Origin of the sequence: Siccirubricoccus soli (assembly GCF_024178315.1) — a bacterium.
Classification (GTDB): Bacteria; Pseudomonadota; Alphaproteobacteria; order Acetobacterales; family Acetobacteraceae; genus Siccirubricoccus; species Siccirubricoccus soli.
In genome coordinates this window covers 1-17757 of record NZ_JAMZIK010000168.1, presented here as the reverse complement: position 1 = coordinate 17757, position 17757 = coordinate 1, and the positions used below count along the sequence as shown (strand labels likewise).

At 72.9% G+C, this 17757-nt stretch carries 15 protein-coding genes; 12 read left to right on the top strand and 3 right to left on the bottom strand.

What is annotated here, in order from left to right; all coding sequences use genetic code 11:
* The first annotated feature begins 31 nt into the window (after window positions 1–31).
* The 10 genes from NJ376_RS23335 (at window position 32) to NJ376_RS23290 (ending at window position 11417) form a co-directional block, all read left to right on the top strand.
* Window positions 32–871: an LpxI family protein gene (locus NJ376_RS23335; protein WP_252955689.1), complete on the top strand. Its 840-nt coding sequence runs from the start codon at window positions 32–34 to the stop codon at window positions 869–871.
* The gene (gene gloA, locus NJ376_RS23330) at window positions 868–1257 is read left to right on the top strand and encodes a lactoylglutathione lyase (RefSeq protein WP_252955688.1); all 390 of its coding nucleotides are present in this window, start codon (window positions 868–870) and stop codon (window positions 1255–1257) included. The genes NJ376_RS23335 and gloA overlap by 4 nt, the downstream gene beginning before the upstream one ends.
* 130 nt (window positions 1258–1387) lie before the next feature.
* Complete coding sequence (locus NJ376_RS23325) at window positions 1388–2782, top strand: YcjX family protein (RefSeq protein ID WP_252955687.1); 1395 nt, start codon at window positions 1388–1390, stop codon at window positions 2780–2782.
* On the top strand, window positions 2779–3660 hold the full coding sequence (locus NJ376_RS29425; RefSeq protein ID WP_252955686.1) for a DUF697 domain-containing protein: 882 nt from the start codon (window positions 2779–2781) through the stop codon (window positions 3658–3660). The genes NJ376_RS23325 and NJ376_RS29425 overlap by 4 nt, the downstream gene beginning before the upstream one ends.
* A gap of 173 nt (window positions 3661–3833) precedes the next feature.
* Window positions 3834–4529, top strand: a complete 696-nt coding sequence (locus NJ376_RS23315) for a methyltransferase domain-containing protein (protein WP_252955685.1) — start codon at window positions 3834–3836, stop codon at window positions 4527–4529.
* Between the two features lie 98 nt (window positions 4530–4627).
* Window positions 4628–5521 carry an NAD(P)-dependent oxidoreductase gene (locus NJ376_RS23310; protein WP_252955684.1) on the top strand — a complete coding sequence of 298 codons (894 nt, stop codon included), beginning with the start codon at window positions 4628–4630 and terminating at the stop codon, window positions 5519–5521.
* Between the two features lie 322 nt (window positions 5522–5843).
* Window positions 5844–7010 carry an acyl-CoA dehydrogenase family protein gene (locus NJ376_RS23305; protein WP_252955683.1) on the top strand — a complete coding sequence of 389 codons (1167 nt, stop codon included), beginning with the start codon at window positions 5844–5846 and terminating at the stop codon, window positions 7008–7010.
* Between the two features lie 194 nt (window positions 7011–7204).
* Window positions 7205–8860 (top strand): hybrid sensor histidine kinase/response regulator, encoded by a 1656-nt coding sequence (locus NJ376_RS23300; RefSeq protein ID WP_252955682.1) that lies wholly within the window; start codon window positions 7205–7207, stop codon window positions 8858–8860.
* Window positions 8857–10062 (top strand): FIST signal transduction protein, encoded by a 1206-nt coding sequence (locus tag NJ376_RS23295; protein ID WP_252955681.1) that lies wholly within the window; start codon window positions 8857–8859, stop codon window positions 10060–10062. The genes NJ376_RS23300 and NJ376_RS23295 overlap by 4 nt, the downstream gene beginning before the upstream one ends.
* 8 nt (window positions 10063–10070) lie before the next feature.
* Window positions 10071–11417, top strand: a complete 1347-nt coding sequence (locus NJ376_RS23290; RefSeq protein ID WP_252955680.1) for a sensor histidine kinase — start codon at window positions 10071–10073, stop codon at window positions 11415–11417.
* Between the two features lie 289 nt (window positions 11418–11706).
* Here NJ376_RS23290 and NJ376_RS23285 read toward each other — a convergent pair whose 3' ends face one another.
* The 3 genes from NJ376_RS23285 to NJ376_RS23275 all read right to left on the bottom strand — a co-directional run bounded on the left by NJ376_RS23285 (window position 11707) and on the right by NJ376_RS23275 (window position 16054).
* On the bottom strand, window positions 11707–12810 hold the full coding sequence (locus NJ376_RS23285) for a fatty acid desaturase (RefSeq protein ID WP_252955679.1): 1104 nt from the start codon (window positions 12808–12810) through the stop codon (window positions 11707–11709).
* Between the two features lie 344 nt (window positions 12811–13154).
* Complete coding sequence (locus NJ376_RS23280) at window positions 13155–14588, bottom strand: CoA transferase (RefSeq protein WP_252955678.1); 1434 nt, start codon at window positions 14586–14588, stop codon at window positions 13155–13157.
* 401 nt (window positions 14589–14989) lie between these two features.
* Window positions 14990–16054, bottom strand: a complete 1065-nt coding sequence (locus NJ376_RS23275; RefSeq protein WP_252955677.1) for an LLM class flavin-dependent oxidoreductase — start codon at window positions 16052–16054, stop codon at window positions 14990–14992.
* Between the two features lie 199 nt (window positions 16055–16253).
* Here NJ376_RS23275 and NJ376_RS23270 point away from each other — a divergent pair, with 199 nt between their 5' ends.
* Both NJ376_RS23270 and NJ376_RS23265 read left to right on the top strand, forming a co-directional pair.
* The gene (locus NJ376_RS23270; RefSeq protein ID WP_252955676.1) at window positions 16254–17195 is read left to right on the top strand and encodes a tripartite tricarboxylate transporter substrate binding protein; all 942 of its coding nucleotides are present in this window, start codon (window positions 16254–16256) and stop codon (window positions 17193–17195) included.
* A gap of 96 nt (window positions 17196–17291) precedes the next feature.
* Entirely contained in the window at window positions 17292–17597 is a 306-nt protein-coding gene (locus tag NJ376_RS23265) for a DUF6489 family protein (protein WP_252955675.1), read from the top strand.
* Window positions 17598–17757: the final 160 nt, after the last annotated feature.

The window sequence follows — 17757 nt, the reverse complement described above, 5'->3', positions numbered from 1 at the left end:
TGAGGGGGGCGGCGTCCCCCTCAACACCCCGATGACCCCCCTCGGCATCGTCGCCGGCAGCGGCGAGGTCCCGCTGCGCGTCGCCTGCGCCGCCCAGGCCGCCGGCCGCCCGGTCTTCGCCGCCCTGCTGGACGGCTTCGCCGACCCCGCCGACTGGGCCGGGATCCCGCATATCCGCGAGCGCGTCGGCGCCGCCGGGGCGATCCTTGCCGCCTTCCGCGCCCGCGGCATCCGCCAGCTCGTGCTGAGTGGCGGCGTCCAGCGCCCTTCGCTGCTCTCCCTCCGCCCCGATGCCGCCGGCGCCCGGCTGCTGGCCCGCATCGGTCGGGCCTATTTCCAGGGCGATGACGGGCTGCTCCGCGCCGTCGCCCGGGCGCTGGAGGCCGAGGGTTTCGAGGTGGTCGCCGCCCATGCCGTCATGGCCGACCTGATCCCCAGCGCCGGCCAACTCGGCGCCGTCGCGCCGGACGCCCAGGCCCGTGCCGACATCGCCCGCGCCATCGCCGTGGTCCGCGCCCTCGGCGCCGTGGATGTCGGCCAGGGGGCCGTGGTGCAGCAGGGGCTGGTGCTGGGCGTCGAGGCCATCGAGGGCACCGATGCGCTTCTCGCCCGTTGTGCCGGGCTGCGGCGGGAAGGCCCTGGCGGCGTGCTGGTCAAGCTGGTCAAGCCCGGGCAGGATCGCCGACTGGACCTGCCCACCATCGGGCCGTCCACCATTGCGGGGGCGAAGGCGGCGGGGCTGGCCGGCATCGCCATCGAGGCTGGTGGCAGCATCCTGGTCGACCGCCCTGCCACCCTGGCGGCGGCGGACGCGGCCGGGATCTTCCTGCTGGCCATCGACCCTGATCAGTTCAAGGAGACAATGCCATGAGCAAATTCCTGCACACCATGATCCGGGTCGGCAATCTCGACCGCAGCGTCAAATTCTACACCGAGCTGCTGGGCATGAAGGAGCTGCGCCGCCGCGACGTGCCGGATGGCAAGTACACCCTCGCCTTCCTCGGCTACGGCACGGGCAATGAGGAAGGGCAGGGCGAGATCGAGCTCACCTATAATTACGGGGTGGAGAAGTACGAGCAGGGCACGGCCTTCGGACACCTCGCGGTCGGCGTGCCGGACGTGGCGGCGGCCTGCGAGGCGGTGCGCAAGGGCGGCGGCAAGGTGACGCGCGAGGCCGGGCCGGTGAAGTTCGGCACGACCATCATCGCCTTTGTCGAGGACCCGGACGGGTACAAGATCGAGCTGATCCAGCGCTGAGGGTGGGGGGCTCTGCCCCCGGACCCCCGGCAGGAGGCGCTGCCTCCTGCACCTCCGCCGGGGCCAGGACCTGGCCCCGGGCCCCGGTCTGAGGTTTGGACCCGTGGGTTGACATCGCCGACGGGGCGCCATGCTGCCTGATCCGTTCGACCTGATTCGCGACGCGGCGGAGAGCGCCGAAAGGCTGGGACGCCGCGTCATCGGGCAGCCGCGGCTTCGCTTGGCGGTCACCGGCCTGACACGGGCGGGGAAGACCGTCTTCCTCACGGCGCTGCTGGCCAATCTGCTGGCCGCCGGGCGCGGGCGGCGCACCTTGCCGGCGCTGGACCAGGCGGCGGGCGGCAGGCTGCGCGCGGTGCGGCCGGAACCCGCCGGGATCGAGGGCCTGCCGCGCTTCGATCTCGACGCGCATCTGGCGGCGCTGGCCGCCGACCCGCCCGCCTGGCCGGCCCGGACCGGCGACCTCTCCACCCTCGCCGTCACCCTGGAGCTGGAGCGGGGAGGGCTCTTCGCCGGCCTGCTCGGCCAGCGGACGCTGACGCTGGAATTGCTGGACTACCCCGGCGAGTGGCTGCTGGACCTGCCGATGCTGGAACAGGACTACGCCCCCTGGTCCGTTGCTGCCCTGGCCCGGCTCCGTCGCGGTGCGGCCGATCCGGAGGTGGCTCCCTTCCTCGCCTTCCTCGAAGGCCTGCCGACCCAGGCGCCGGAAGAGGAGGGGCTGGTCCGCCGCGGCCATGCCCTCTACCGCAACGCCCTGCTGGCCTGCCGGGACCGCCTCGGCTTCCGCTTCCTGCAACCCGGGCGGGTGCTGAACCCGGGGCCGCGGGGGGAGATGCCGCTGCTCTGGTTCTTCCCCCTGCCGCCCGGCATCGGCGGCCCCCTGCCGGCCCTGCTTGCCCGCCGTCACGCCGCCTACCGGACGGCACAGCGGGACGAATTCTTCACCCCCTTCTTCCGCCGCTTCGACCGCCAGGCGGTGCTGGTGGATGTGCTCGGCGCGCTGCATGCCGGCCCCGCCGCCTTCGCCGACATCGCGGAGGCGATCGGCGCCATCGCCGCCGCGCTGCGCCAGGGCGGCGGCTGGCTGGATCGGGTGCTCGGCACCGGGCCCAGCCGCGTCGCCTTCGTCGCCACCAAGGCGGACCACGTCCCCTCCCGCCAGCGGGACGCGCTGGCGGCGCTGCTCGGCCATCTGGTGGCGGGGCCGGAGGCGCGGGCCGGGGCGGCGGGCGTCGCCACCAGCATCCACACCCTGGCCAGCATCCGCTGCACGGAGGATGCGGTGGCGACGCTGGAAGGCCGCCCGGTCGCCGCCGTCCGCGGCGTGCTGCCGGGAGGCAAACCTGCCAAGGTCTATCCTGGCGAGATCCCGCTGCGGCCGCCGGAGCCCGAGTTCTGGACCCATGGCTTCTTCGAGATGCCCGAATTCCAGCCCCCGCGGCTGGACCCGCATGGCGCCGCCGGCATCCCGCATCTCGGCCTGGATACGCTGCTGGCCGCCCTGATCGGAGACCTGCTGTGAGCGATGCCGAGCCCCCGCGCGGCCCCCGCATCATCCTGGAGGAGGAGGCGTCCGGCCCCGCCCCGCGGCTCGATTTCGGCTGGGAGCAGGCGGTGGTGCCGGCCGCGGCGCCGCCCCCCGCGCGGCTCTCCGGCCCGGTGCGGGCGGTGGCGGGGCTCGGCCTGCTCGGCCTCGGCCTCGGCGCGCTGGCCGCGGGGAATTACGTGGCGGACCAGTTCGCCCGCGGCCCGGTGCAGGGCTGGGCGACGCTGGCCGTGGTGGCGGGCGGCTTCGGGCTGCTGCTTTCCGGCCTGTGGTCGGAGCTGCGGGGCCTCGCCGCCATCCGTGCGGTAGACCGCGCCCGCGCCGCCTTCGCCCGTGGCGACCTGCCCACTTCCCGCGCCGAGGCGCTGCGCTGGGCCGGCAGCGTGGCCGAGGCGGCGCCGCTGCAGCCCGCCCTCCGCCAGGCCGGCAGCGTGGCGGAGCTGCGTGCCCTGCTGGAGGCCGGGCCCCTGCCGGTGCTGGAGGCGCGCGCCGCCGCGCTCGGCCGGGCGGCGGCGGTGCAGGGCTTCGCGGTCACGGCGGTCAGCCCCTCGCCGGGGCTGGATGCCCTGGTCTTTGCCTGGCGCGGGGTGCGGCTGGTGCGGCAGGTCGCGGCGCTGCACGGGCTGCGGCCGGGGCTGGCTGGCACCCTGGCGCTGCTGCGCCGGGTCATGGCGGATGCCGCGACCGTCGCCGCCACGGATATCGCGGTGGATGCCGCCGCCCGCGCCCTGCTCTCCAACCGCCTGCTGGAGCAATTCGCCGGCGAGGCGGCGGCCGGCGCCGTGGCGGCGCGGCGGCTGCTGCGCCTCGCCCGGGTAGCGGCCGAGGCCTGCCGGATCCTGCCGCCGGGATAGGGGAGGGGGCCTGCGGATCGGCTGGCCGACCGGACTCCGGGATCCGCCTTCCGCAACCGGCAGACGGCCCAGCTTGGCAGGGCGGCCGCCCCCGCCGCGGTCGGCTTCATTGACCCTGACGGGGCACGAGGATAGCTCTCGGCCAGCGTCACGCCCCTGCGGAGAGTCCGGGCATGGATATCCAGTCGCTCATCTCCAGCCTGGTTCCGGGCCGCTCCTTCGCCGATCTGGGCGGGCTCTGGGGCACCACGAACGAGCGGATCTCGGTCGCGCTCCAGGCCGGCGCCGCCGCCGCGACGATGATCGACCACCAGCCCCTCGGCAACGAGCTGTGGCAGGAATTCGACGCGCATTGCGCGCGGCTCGGCGTCTCCGGCTACGTCAGCATCCAGGGCGACCTCGACGATCCGGACCTGCCGCACCGCCTCGGCCAGTTCGAGGTGCTGCACTGCTCGGGCGTCATCTACCACTGCCCCGACCCCTTCCACTCCCTGCGGCAATTGCGGCGCCTGACGGGCCGGCACCTCCTGCTCGGCGCGATGACCGTGCCGGAGCAGGTCCGCAACGCGGCCGGCGCGGTGGATTTCAGCGAGGGCCGCATGCTGGCCCTGCCGGCGCTGCGCGGCGGAGCGCTGGCCGTCATGCAGCGGCATTTCGACGAGCTGCACATCAAGATCCCGAACATCAACGCGCCGGAGCGGGAGCCCTGGGTGCTGCCCGACGGCATGCCGAACTACTCGCCCTGGTGGTGGCTCTTCACCGTGGAGACCCTCTCCGCCATGGCGGAGGCGGTCGGGCTGCGGGTGGTCGGCAGCTTCGAGAGCTGGGCCGGCTACGCCCATTACATCCACTGCGAAGTGCCGGAGTGACGCGGGCCGGCGCGGCACCGCCCCGGCATGGGCTGGACACCCGACGTGCAACGGAGATGATTGGCGCATCCCCCAAGCCAGGGGGCGGAGGAAGCGTCATGAAGATCGGCTATATCGGCCTGGGCAACATGGGCGGCCCGATGTGCCGCAACCTGATCAAGGGCGTGAACCACCAGGTGGTGGTGCACGACCTGAACCCCGAGGCCGTGGCCGCCTGCGTCGCCGTCGGCGGCACGGCCGCGGAAAGCCTGGCCAAGCTCGCCGCCGAATGCGACGTCATCTTCACCTCCCTGCCGATGCCGAAGCATGTGGAGGCGGTGGTGCTGGGGGAGGGCGGCATCGCCCAGCATGCGAAGCCCGGCAGCACCTATATCGACCTCAGCACCAACTCCCCCGCCGTGGTGAAGCGGCTCTCGGCGGAGCTGGCGAAGAAGGGCATCGCCATGCTGGACAGCCCGGTGACCGGCGGCGTGCCGCGCGCCACCGCCGGCACCATCGTGGTGATGGCGGGCGGCGAGGAGAGCGTCTTCGAGGCCAATCGCGCCCTGCTCGCCGCCTTCTCCAGCACCGTGGTGCATGTCGGGCCGATCGGCACCGCCTCGGTCGCCAAGCTGCTCAACAACATGCTGGCCTTCTGCAACGCCGCGGCGGCGATGGAGGCGATGACCATGGGCGCCATGGCCGGCATCGACCTGCGCAAGCTCTTCGAGATCATCACCAACGGCTCGGGCGACAGCGCGGCGATCCGCGGCCTGGAGCACCGCGCCCTGGCCGGGAAGTTCGAGGCGAGCTTCCACCTCGACCTCGCCTACAAGGACCTCTCCCTGGCGGTGGAGCTGGCAACCGAGCATGGCGTGCCGGGGATGATCGCACCGCAGGTGCTGAACCTGATGCGCATGGCCCGCGGCATGGGCCTCGGCGGGGAGGACAGCTCCACCAGCCTGAAGGTCTATGAGCGGGTGATGGGGCGGGAGGTGCGGCTGCCGAAATAGCGGCCGGACCGACCGGCGCTGTGGCCGGGGGGCCGAGGGGCGCACTGCCGAGGCCGGTGGCCTCGGCCAGCGGTCCGCCGTCGCGGCGGCCATGCGGGACCGGCCGGATGCCCGGACGCTGATGGACCGGACCCTCGGCCGGCAGGCCTGCCGGCCGGCCCGCTGCCTTCCCGAGCGTGGAGAAGGGGCCGCCTTGCCCATGCCGGGGCCGGCTGGCCGTCCTTCCGCGCTGCCGGCCGGCCCCGGGCCGGCCGCGGGAAACGCTTCCCCCGGGGGGAAAAGGGCGGGACACTCTCCTCCCGCAGCCATGGAAGGGACCCGCATGGATCTCCCTGCCTCGCCTGACCCGCTCGCCGCCGCCCGCGCCCTCGGCCCGGCCATCGGTGCCGCCGCCGATGCCATCGAGACCACCCGCCGCATCCCGCCCGAGCTCGCCGCCGCCCTGCATGGCGCCCGGCTCTGCCGCATGCTCCTGCCGCGCTCCCTCGGCGGGGGAGAGGTGCATCCCGCCACCTACCTCCTCGCGATCGAGGAGCTGTCCCGCCACGATGCCTCCATCGGCTGGTGCGCCTTCGTCGCCAACAGCGCGGCGCTGATCGCGGCGCATCTCGGCCCGGCCGAGGCCGCCGCCATCTTCGGCCCACCCGACAGCTTGGTGGCCTGGGGCCCGCCCAACGGCACGGTGGCGGAGGCGGTGCCGGGCGGCTACCGCGTCTCCGGCCAATTCGCCTTCGCCAGCGGCAGCCGGCTTGCCACCTGGATGGGCGTGCACTGTCCGGTGCGGGAGCCGGACGGGACGCTGCGGCAGAACCGCCATGGCCGACCGGCCATCCGCACCCTGCTCTTTCCCGCCGCCGAGGCGGAGCTGCTGGACGATTGGCACGCCATCGGGCTGCGCGGCACCGCCTCCGAGGGCTATCGCGTCGAGGGGCTTTTCGTGCCGGAGCGGTTCAGCGCGACGCGGGAGGTGCCGGAGGGGCGGCGGGAGCCCGGTGCCCTCTACGCCTTCACCCAGCAGGGGCTCTACGCGGTGGGCGCCGCCGGGGTCGCGCTCGGCCTGTCCCGCGCCATGCTGGACCGCTTCGCCGCCCTGGCGTCGGCCAAGACGCCGCGCGGCCGCAGCCTGCTCGCCGCCGACCCGCTGGTGCAGGACGGCTTCGCCAAGGCGGAGGCGGGGATCGGCGCCGCCCGCGCCTGGCTGCGGGAGATGCTGGAGGAGATGGTGGCGGCGGCGCCGGCCGAGGGCGCCCTCGGCATCCCCGCGCGTGCCCGGCTGCGGCTCGGCTGCGCCCAGGCGATCCAGGCGGCGGTGGAGGCGGCGGATTGGGCCCACCGCGCCGCCGGCATCGACGCGATCCGGCCGGGCAGCCCGCTGGAGCGCCGGTTCCGCGACATCCACACCGTCTCCCAGCAGATCCAGGCCCGCCGCGCGCATTTCGCCGCCGCCGGGCAGGTGCTGCTGGGCCAGCCGGTGCAGGACTTCCTGTAGCCGGGGGGAGGGGGGGGACCCGCGCGCCGCTTGGTCGGCAGGCGAAATGCCGCTAAAATGTCGAACTTGTGGTAAAGTTCAGGTTGTGGTCCCCCTTCCGTCTCCGCTGCGGAGTAGGGTGGGCGGCCGCAGCCACAACCGGGTCCGCGCCCATGCCGAAGGAGGCCCTGCCCACGCCGGAGGATAATGCGCCGTTGTTCGACACAGGGCATGTCGAGCCCGGGCATGCACCCCGCAGCATGCCCTATGACGTCGCCGATGACGTGCCCGCCCTGATCTGGATTACGGATGAAGCCGGCCGGCTCGTCTATGCGAACAGGCGGTTCGAGGAGGTCTTCGGGACGATGGCGGAGGTGCTGCGGGCCGGTGGCTGGCCGCATCTCCTGGCATCCGAGGACTTGCCGCGCTTCGATGCCGTCTTCGCCGAGGCGCGGGCGCGCCGCGGCGGTTTCCGCACCGAGGTGCGGGTGCAGGACCAGTTCGGGCAGCGCCGCTGGCACCGTTGCGAGGCCGCACCGCAGGTCGGCGGCGATGGCGTCGTGCTCGGCTATGTCGGCTGCAGCGTGGACGTCACCGAGGCGAAGGAGGCCGAGGCGGCGCTGCGCGACCTGATGGAGACGCTGGAACGCCGCATCGCCGACCGCACCGCGCAGCTCGCCGCGGAGGCCGCGGCGCGCGCCGCGGCGCAGGACCGGCTGCGCCACACCCAGAAGCTGGAGGCGCTCGGCCAGCTTGCCGGCGGCGTGGCGCACGATTTCAACAACGCCTCGGCCGCGGTGCTCGCCGGGCTGTCGCTGCTCGAGAAGCGGCACGGCGCCGCCCTCGTCACCTTCGATGGCGAGCCGCGCCGGCTGCTGGCCAGCGTGCGGGAAGCAGCCGAGCGCGGCACCGCCATCTCCCGCCGCCTGCTCGCCTTCGCGCGGCGGGAGGAGATGCATGCCGGCGACCTCGACCCCGGCGGGCTGCTGCTGAACCTGCGGGCCGTGCTGGCCAATGCGCTCGGCCCCGGCATCCGCGTGCTGGTGGACGTGCCGCCCAACCTGCCGCCGCTGCGGGCCGACCAGGCGCAGCTCGAGACGACGCTGATCAACCTCGCCGTGAATGCGCGGGACGCCATGCCGGATGGCGGCAGCGTCACCCTGGGCGCGGCGGAGGAGCCGCCGGGCGAGCAGCCCCAGGGCACCGACCTGCCGCCCGGCGACTATGTCCGGCTCTGGGTCGCCGATACCGGCGTCGGCATGGACGAGGCGACGCTGGCCCGCGCCGTCGAGCCCTTCTTTACCACCAAGCCGCGGGAGAAGGGGACGGGGCTGGGCCTCTCCATGGCGGATGGCTTCATCGCCCAGGCCGGCGGCGCCATGCGGCTGGACAGCGCGCCCGGCCTCGGCACCACCGTCACCTTCTGGCTGCCGCGGGCCAATGCCGCCGAGGAGCCGGCGCTGCCGCTGCTGCGCGGCCATGCGCTGATCGTCGAGGACGAGCCGCTGATGCGCCGCTACCTGGCAGAGTGCCTGCGGCATGAGGGCTACGAGGTGCGCCTTGCCGAGGATGCCGGCCAGGCCCTGGCGCTGCTGGAGGCCGGGGAGCCCTGCGACGCGCTGGTGACCGACCTGGTCATGCCGGGGATGGACGGGATCGCGCTGATCGAGGCGTCGCGGGTGCTGCGCCCCGGCCTCCAGGCGGTGCTGCTGACCGGCACCGGCAAGGTGGCGGAGATCGCCCCTCAGGCGGCGCGCGCCGGCTTCGCCCTGCTGCGCAAGCCGGTCTCCCCGGCGGAGCTGGCGGAATGCCTCGCCAGGCTGACAGGGCCCGCCCCGCCAGTGGCGGATGCGACGGAGGGCGCGGCGTGATCGCGGTGGGCTATGCGAAGCATTCCGACCCCGCGACCGCGGTCCGGCGCTGCGTGGCGGCGCTGGGGCCGGCACCGGCCCGGCTCCTGCTCGCCTTCGTCGGCGGCAAGCTGGACCCGCATGCGGTGCTGGCGGCGCTGCGCCGGGAGTGCGGGGAGGAGGTGCCGATCCATGGCGGCTCCGCCGCCGGCGCCATCGCGCGGGAGGGCTATGGCTATAGCGGCTTCGAGCTCGGCCTCATCGCCTTCCGCGACCCGGAAGTGACGCCGCGGGCGCTGGTCACCCGCCAGCTCCTGCCGGATGAGCGCGCGGCAGGCGCCGTGCTCGGCGACGAGGTGCGCAGCCAAGTGACGCGCGACGCCGTGGTGCTGCTGCTGTTCGACAGCGTGGCGAGTTCCGCGCCGCTCCGCCTGCATCATGCGAGCTCGATCGTCGAGGGCTTCCATGCCGGCTTCGGCGATGCGCCGCTGCACCTGCTCGGCGGTGGGCTGCTGACCGACATGAACCTCACCGGCGGCTGGGTCTATGACGGCAGGGAGGTGGTGAAGCATGCTGCCGTCGCCCTGGTCTTCCCGCCCGGCATCGCGGCGGAGACGGCCATCATGCATGGCTGCCGCCCGGTCTCCACCTTCATGGAGATCACCCGGATCGACGGCGCCGATGTCTATGAGCTGGACGGCAAGCCGGCGCTCGCCGTCATCGAGCGCATGCTCGGCCTGCCGCTCGGCGGCGCGAAAGGTCACGAATTGTCGCTGGTGGCGACGCTCGGCCAGAAGCAGGGCGACCCCTTCGCGCCCTATGACGAGAATGCCTATGTGAACCGGCTGATCCTGCGCGCCGCGCCGGAGACCGGCGCGGTCACGCTGTTCGAGCCGGATTTCGCGCTCGGCACGCAGGTGCAGATCATGAGTCGCGATAATTCGCTCATGCTGGAATCGGTGCGGCGTGGCGTGGCGGCGATCAATTCTGCCATAGCCGGTGGCGATAATCTCCTTGGCCTATATATCGACTGTGCCGGGCGCGGCAGCGCGCGCAGCGGCGCACCGGTAGAGGAGGCGGAGCTCGTGGCACGCGGTCTGGATGCGGGAACGCCCTTCCTCGGCTTCTATTCCGGGGTCGAGGTGGCGCCCTTCGCGGGCGGCCCGTCCAAGCCGCTCGACTGGACCGGCGTGCTGACCGTGCTTCGGTCGGCCAGGGCATGAGCGCAGCCTTGTCGCAAAGCTCGCCCGGGGTCCTGGAGCGTGAGCTCGCCTATTACCGGCGTGAGTGCAACGATCTCGGCGCCCGGCTGCTGCGGCTGCAGGAGGAGCAGAGCCAGGCCTTCCGCGAGGCGCGGCGCAGCCGCACCGTGGCGCGGCTGATCCGCGAGGCCTATCGCCTGGCGGATGGCGACGTGGCGCCGGAGGAGATCGGCGCGCCGATCCTCGAGATGATCATGGAGAACACGCTCTGCGACGGCGCCGCGCTGCTCGCCGCCGACCCCGCGGCGGGGGAGGGCGTGTTCCGGGTGACGCACGCCATCGGCCCGCATGTCGCGGACGCGCCGCGGCGCCTGGCGCTGCCAGCGCCGCCATCCTTCTTCTTCACCACCTCCCGCACCCCGATCGAGCCGCCGGCCTATGAGCTGACGGCGGTCCTCCGCCTGCCCTATGTCCTCTGGGCCTATGACCACCCCTCGGGCCATGCGCTCATCATCGGCAACCAGTCCGAGAGCAATGTCAGCCGGCCCTTCGAGGCAGGCGACCAGGAGCTGATCGAGGGCGCGCTCTCCGTCTATATCGACGTGCTGCTGCGCAAGCGCGCGGAGGTGGAGCTGCGCGCCGCGAAGACCACGGCGGAACGCGCGAGCCAGGCCCGCGCCCGCTTCCTCGCCACGCTGACGCATGAGCTGCGCACGCCGCTCAACGCCATCATCGGCTACTCCGAGATGCTGGCGCCGCGCTCGCCCTATCCGCTCACCGAGGCAAGCCGGGGCGATTACGCGGTGCAGATCCTCGGCGCCGGCCGGCAGCTCCTCGGCCTCATCGACGGCATCCTCGACTATTCCAGCATCGAGAACGCGGTGCCGGCGCTGGCGACGGAATGGGTGCCGGCGAGCAAGCTGCTGCAGCAGGCGGTGCAGATGGTGTCGGCCGGGGTGCAGCGGCGCGACGTGGCCATCGAGCCCGGCACCGCCGTCCCCGGCCTCGAATTCCTCGTCGATCCGCTGCGCTTCTGCCAGGTGGTGCAGAACCTGCTGGGCAATGCGGTGAAATTCTCCCGCCCGCAGGGCATCGTGACCATCGCCGCGACGCTGTCCGGCGAAGGTGCGGTGCTGCAGGTGCGGGACCGCGGCATCGGCATGCGGGCGGAGGACATTCCCCGCGCGCTGGAGCCCTTCCAGCAGATCGAGGGCTCCCATGCGCGGAGCTTCGGCGGCGCCGGGCTCGGCCTCCCCATCGCCAAGGCGCTGACCGAGGCGCATGGCGGCACGCTCTGCATCGAGAGCGTGCCGGGCGAGGGCACCACGGTCAGCATCCGGCTGCCGGCGGAGCGAGTGCGGCTCACTCTCGGCTGAGCGTTCGCGGCGCGCCAGATCAGCGCGCTGCCCTTCCAAGCAGCGTGTCGCCCGGCTCATGGAGCGCGCCGTGCTCCATCGCCCCGCAGGCCGCTCTCTCCGGCGTGGCGTGCTCCGAAGCACTCTTCGCCGAAGTGTGATGCCTTCGCTGCCGCTCGCACCGCCTGCTCCAATTTTCTTGTGTGGCTTATCCGACGTTTTTCGATGACCATGCCCTTAGCGATCACGCTCGGGGCCGCGTCGGCCGAAAGCGGGGGAGTGGCGGGTCCGGCCGCCCGCCACCCTCGCCTCAACGGCCGATGCTCTCCGGCGCCGTCATCGCCAGCGTGCCGAGATTCTGATCGATGGCCTGGAACAATCCCCAGGTCTCGAAATAGCCGAGGGGAAAGCCTGGGGAGCCGGCTTCGAGATCCGCTTGGCGGGCGTGGATGTAGTCGGCCCATTTCCGCGTCGCCGGCTTGCGGTGGTGGAAATCGTGGCAGGGTGCGTCGCCCACCAGCACGAAGAGGCGGACGAAGAGTTGCACCGTCAGCATGTCCGCCCACCAGCGGGCCCAGGCCAGCAGCCCGGCCAGGGTATCGGCCGTCACGGCAGGCGGGGCGCTGCCGGGAAAGACGCCGGCCGTGGCATGGCAGACGAAGGTGCGGTCGCGCACCGCCAGCACCTCGGCCTCAGGGAAGCGGTGCTCGCAGAGGATGCGGCCGACGGTCGCGATCTGCAGCAGCACAGTGACCGGCAGCACCCAGGCGAGGAGGAATTCGCCCAGCGTGCCGGTGGCTGCCGCGGCGGCGATGGCGGCGCCCCAGGCCAGCCGCCCGGTCCAGTTATGCGCCCGGTCGCCGGTCATCAGGCTGGCCTTCACCCGCCGCCGCGCGAATTGCCAGTGGAAGACCGGGGAGGCGCAATTGGTGAGCACCCGACGCCACAGCTCGGCCTTCGGCAGGTTCGGCTCCAGCCCGCACATGCCGAGGACGAAATCGGCGAACTCATCCTCCTCCGTTAGCAGCTTGCGCGGACTGTGGTGCAGCATGTGCTCGCGCTGGTAATCCTCGAAGCGCTTGAACAGCAGCAGGGCGGAGATCAACCGGCCGACCCGCTGGTTCATCTCCCGCGTGCGGAACACCGTGCCGTGCGAGCAGTGGTGGAACACCACCACCTGGAACAGGCCAAGGCCGCAACTCGTCGCCAGCAGCCCGAGTGGCAGCAGCAGCCACAGCCAGGGCGTGCCGGCCAGCAGCACGGCATAGGACAGCGCCGTGCCGCCGAGCATCCAGAGCAGGGCCCGCGCGACGAAGCCCTGGGCGGAACGCTGCGGCGCCGCCTCGCCCGGGGCGGGCTTCGCGGTCAGCCAGGTGAGGAAGGGCTGAATCCAGCCTGGCAGGCTGGCGGCCATGCGGGTCCTGGGATCCTCGGGCAACCGCAGCGATGCCAGCGGCATCGAGCTCAGCGAAATTTCGCTCAGCAGGGTCATTGCATCTTCTCCTTGTGCCCCGGCCGGAGGCATGCGGCCGGTGGTAGACAAGGAGTAGCAACGAAATCGTCCTAGGTGTGCATCACTGGCTCATCTTCCCACCATCACGTCATGACGGCCTCGTTCTGCCAGTAACAACCGTTGCGGCAGCTCGGGCACAACCCGGGGTCTTGATGCCGGGGGGCGGATTCAGCCGAGGAATTATACGCCACAGGATCGGCCCGGCGGCGTTCCCCAACCTATGAGGGGATTGTTTTGACGAAGATTCAACCAGTGCTTGTCCCACCGACCTGTTGCCAGCGGGGCGCATGGCTCCCCAGCGGGGCGGGGGGCAGGGCCCAGAAGGGCGGCGTCGCCGCCAGACGCCCTGCATGGCGCAGCGCCGCGACCCTGCCGAATCCGCCCTCGCTCTCCTCCAGGAATGGGGCGACTTCCGCCATGTCCGGCGTCCGGGCCCGGAAGCCCTCGGGCAGCCGGCCCAGCCGGCGCAGCCACATGCCGGTGCCGACCAGGGAGACCCGGACCAGCCAGCTCCCGCCCTCCTCCGCCCGGCGGAGCAGCGCCGCCAGGGTGCCGAAGGCCAGCAGATAGCCCGAGGCGTGGTCGAGCGCCTGGCAGGGCAGGGGTTTCGGCGCGGCATCCGCCGGGTCGGCGCCCGCCGCCACCGCCTCCGCATGGTTGAAGCCGCTGGCGGTCTGCACCAGCGAATCGAAGCCGCGCCGGTCGCCCCAGGGCCCGACCTCGCCATAGGCGGAGAGCGAGGTGCAGACGATGCCGGGGTTCAGGGCCGCCAGCGCCGCCGGGCCGAAGCCATGGCCGGCGATGGCGCCGGGGCGGTAGCCCTGCAGGAAGACATCGGCCTGGCGGGCCAGGCCGCGCAGCGTCTCCTGCCCCGCCGGGTCGCGCAGGTCGATGGCGGCGGTGCGCTTGCCGCGGCCGGTATCCAGCACGAGGTCGTCGAAGCTCGGCAGATGGGCGGCGCTGACATGCAGCACCTCGGCCCCATGTGCCGCGAGCGTCCGGCCGCAGACCGGCCCGGCAATGACCCGCGTCAGGTCCAGCACCCGCAGGCCGGCGAGTGGCCTTGCGGCCAGGGGCGGCAGGGGGCGGGGCGGGGCCTCGCCGATTTTCTCGATGCGCAGCGGTGGCAGGCTGACCAGCGCCTGGCCCTGGGGGTGGGCATCCCATGCCGCGAAGCTGCGCATGGCGGTGACGCAGAGCCCGGCCTCGGCCGCCGCCTCCTCGAAGGCGAAGGCCTGCCAGCCCTGCAGGGCCGCCGCCACCGCCTCCTTCGTCGCGGCGCCGCCCAGCAGCTTCACCACCCCGGCGCGATGATGGGGAAAATTCGTATGCAGGCGTACGAAACGACCGTCGCCACACCGGTACGTACCAGCAATGGAGTCCCAGCCGGACCCGGCCGGGGCGCCGTTGTGCAGCATGTAGCGTTCGCTGAGGAATTCCAGCGCCGCCTCCCGCATCTCCACCTGCGCCGCCTGAAGCGGCCCGCCGCGCGCCGCATGCAGGGCGGCCACCGCGGCGGTGACGGCCCCGATGCTGGCCTGCGCCGCCGCGCCGACGCGGAAGGAGGAGGGGAGCGCCGGCTCCTCCCCCGGCAGTTCCAGCGGGCCAAGGCGGTCGGGCGCCAGCCCGGCCAGCTCCCAGAGCGCGGCGAGGATGGCGTGGGGGGTGGGGTCGGGCATGGCGGGTCCCTCCGGAAACCACAGCCTGCCGGCGACGGCGGGCCTTGCCTAGAGCAAACTCCGATCAGATGGAATCATCTGATCGGAGGTATTTGCTCGCTATAACAACAACCTAGCGCGGGCTCCGTGAGCCAGTGCGAACGGAAACCGCTCTAGCGGCCATGGCCGCATGGCAGCCAGAACGGCCAAGGGCGCCGCTCCCTACCCGCCCGGCGACAATATGCTCGCAGGCCCGTCGCGCCTGCGGAGCCTGGGCAGGGCCGGGCCTTGGCCCCGGCGAGATCGGCGGCACGGCTGCCAAGGGCGGAGCCCCTGCCATGGGCAGGGCAAGCGCTTCTTCTCATGCCGGCCGCGCGGAATACCGAGCTTCGGGTCCACCGGCGCGCCCGGCAGGCCGGGCATCACTCCGCCGCGGCGGCGCGGCCCGGCTGGAATTCCGGCGCGACCCGCGTCATGAACAGGCGGATCGATTCCCGCGCCACCGCATCCGGCATCGGGCCGAGGCGGAAGGCGCAGATCACGCCGCCCACGCCGGTGCGGTCGATCTCCGCCATCCGCGCCGCGACGGTGGCCGGGGAGCCGTAGATCAGCGCGTGCTCCACCTGCACCCGCGCCGGCGGCACGGTTTCCTTTACCATGCGGATGCCCTGCTCGGCATAGACCTTCTCGCGCATCTCGCGGCGATGCGCCTGCATCGCCTCGAAGGCCGGGATGGCGACGCGCTCGGCTTCGGCGTCCGTCTCCGCCACCACCACGTTCCGCCACACCCAGCTTTCCGCCATGCAGCGCGCGATCACCGCCTCGTCGTGCCCGCTCGCCGCCAGCTCCGCGCGGTAGCGGGCAAGGCGCGTGCGCGTCGCCTCCAGCGACTGGACGTTCATCATGAAAGGCAGGCCGCGCCGCGCGAGATGCAGCGCGCCTTCCTCCGAGGACGAGGCGCGCAGCACCGTCGGATGCGGCTTGGTGTAGCAGATGGGCCGGAGCCGCGGCATGTGCAGGTCCCAGAACTTCCCCTTGTGGGTCAGGCCGGTCTCGCTGGTCCAGGCGCGGAGCATGATCTCCTCCGCCTCCTCGTAGCGCCCCTGTGCCTCCTGCCAGTCGATGCCGAAGCCCTGGTATTCATAAACATTGTAGGCGGTGCCGCGGCCGAGGCCGACGATCAGCCTGCCCTTCCCGAGATTATCGAGCAACGCCATCTGCTCGGCGAGCCGCACCGGATGGTGCAGCGAAACCTGCGCCACCGCGAAGCCGAGCTTGATGCGCTTCGTCGCCGCCAGCACCGCCGCGGCGAAGGTGGTCGGGTCCACATAGGCGCAATTGCCGTCGAAATGGTGCTCGGCCAGCCACAGCACCTCGACGCCCAGCTCGTCGCAGAGCTTCGCCTCCTCCAGGCTCTCGGCGATGATCCGGGCATCGTCCTCGGGCGTCGTCGCCTCGGGGAAGAGGAAATTGCTGAACCGCAGCATCGCGCATCTCCGGAGGGCCGTGGCGCGGAGGGTAAAGGCTTGGCGCGGTGCGGCAAGCGGCGCCGGAGCATCTGCCCGCCGACCGCCTTTGGTCAGCCCGCAGGATGCCCTGAAACATGAGGATCCAGAGCAGCTTATCCCGGCGTGACGGGAACGGTCCCCGTTCCCGTCACGCTGGGGCTGCTCTAGGCTGCGGTTCATGCGCCGCCCGTTTCTCCTGCTCCTCGCGCTGCTGGCCTGGGCCGGCCCCGCCCGGGCCTGGCCGGAGAGGCCGCTGCAGCTCCTCGTCGGCTTCGCCCCGGGCGGCAATATCGACATCGCCGCCCGGATGCTGGCGCCCTTCCTGGAACGCCGCCTGGGCGCGCCGGTGCAGGTGGTGAACCGGCCGGGGGCGGGCGGAATGTTGATGCTGAACGAGGCGGCGGCGGCGCGGCCGGATGGCCATGTGCTGGCCTTCGCCTCCTTCCCCGCCCTCGTCACCGCGCTGCACGACAGCGCGCCGCGCTACCGGCTGGACAGCTTCTTCTACGCCGGGATGCTGACCGACGAGCCCTACACCCTCTTCGTCGGCGCCGGCACGCCCTATCGCAGCCTCGCGGAGCTGGTGGCCGCGGCGCGGGCGGCGCCGGAGAGCATCGCGATCGCCGGGGCGGGGGCGGGGGGCGCACCGCAGCTCGCGCTCATGCAGCTCGAGCGCGTCGCGGGTGTCCGCTTCACCTGGGTGCCGATGCAGGGCGCCGCCCAGGCGCTGAGCCTGGTGCAGGGCGGCCATGCCGCGGGCGCCGTCTCCACCGTCAGCCTCACGGTGAAGCAGCATGCGGCGGGGGAGGTGCGCATCCTCGGCCTGATGGACCGGGAGCGCTGGGACCGGGTGCCGGATCTGCCGACCATGCGGGAGCAGGGATTCGACGCCGTGGCCGGCGCCGCCCGCGGCGTGCTGCTGCCGGCCGGGGCGCCGGCGCCGGTGCAGGCGCGGCTGGCGGAGGCGCTGGCCGCCATCGCCGCGGACCCGGAATTCCACGCCCTGGCGGAGCGGGACTATGTGGTGCTGCGCCATATGGGCCCGGCCGAGATGCGCGCATTCGTCGAGGCCGAGGATCGCCGCTACGCCGCTCTCTGGCGGGCCAGCCCCTGGAAATAGGCCCGGCCGCGCGACGACGGGCGGCGAAACCCGGCCGCTGGTAACGGCTCTGTTGCCACGCTGGCGTTGCCGGCCCGCCGGGGCCATACCTTGCGCATGAAGATCACCATCGAGATCGACTGCACGCCGGAGGAAGCCCGCCAATCCCTCGGCCTGCCGGATCTGCGCCCGATGCAGGAGGCGGTGATGGCGAAGCTGCAGGCGCAGATGCTGGAGGCCGTCTCAGCCACCTCGCCGGAGGCGCTGCTGCGTGCCTGGATGCCGCTGCTGCCGCAGACGCCGGAGCAGATGCGCGACGCGATGGCCGGCATGTTCAGGATGTTCGGCGCCGGCGGCGGAACCCAGGGCGGAGCGCGGCCCGGCGGACCGAGGCCGGGCGGACCACGCGACGAGCCGGGCTGACCGGCCGGCGTGGCGGAGCTTCGCGCCGAGCAGCGCCGGAGGCGGCCGGACGGGCCGTCCCTCGGGATACAGCCGGCGCCGCCGGAGGGGCTGCGCCTGGACGGGACGCAGCAGGACAGGCTGAGCCTGGGGGGCGGGCGGCTGGCCGAGCGCCCCGGCG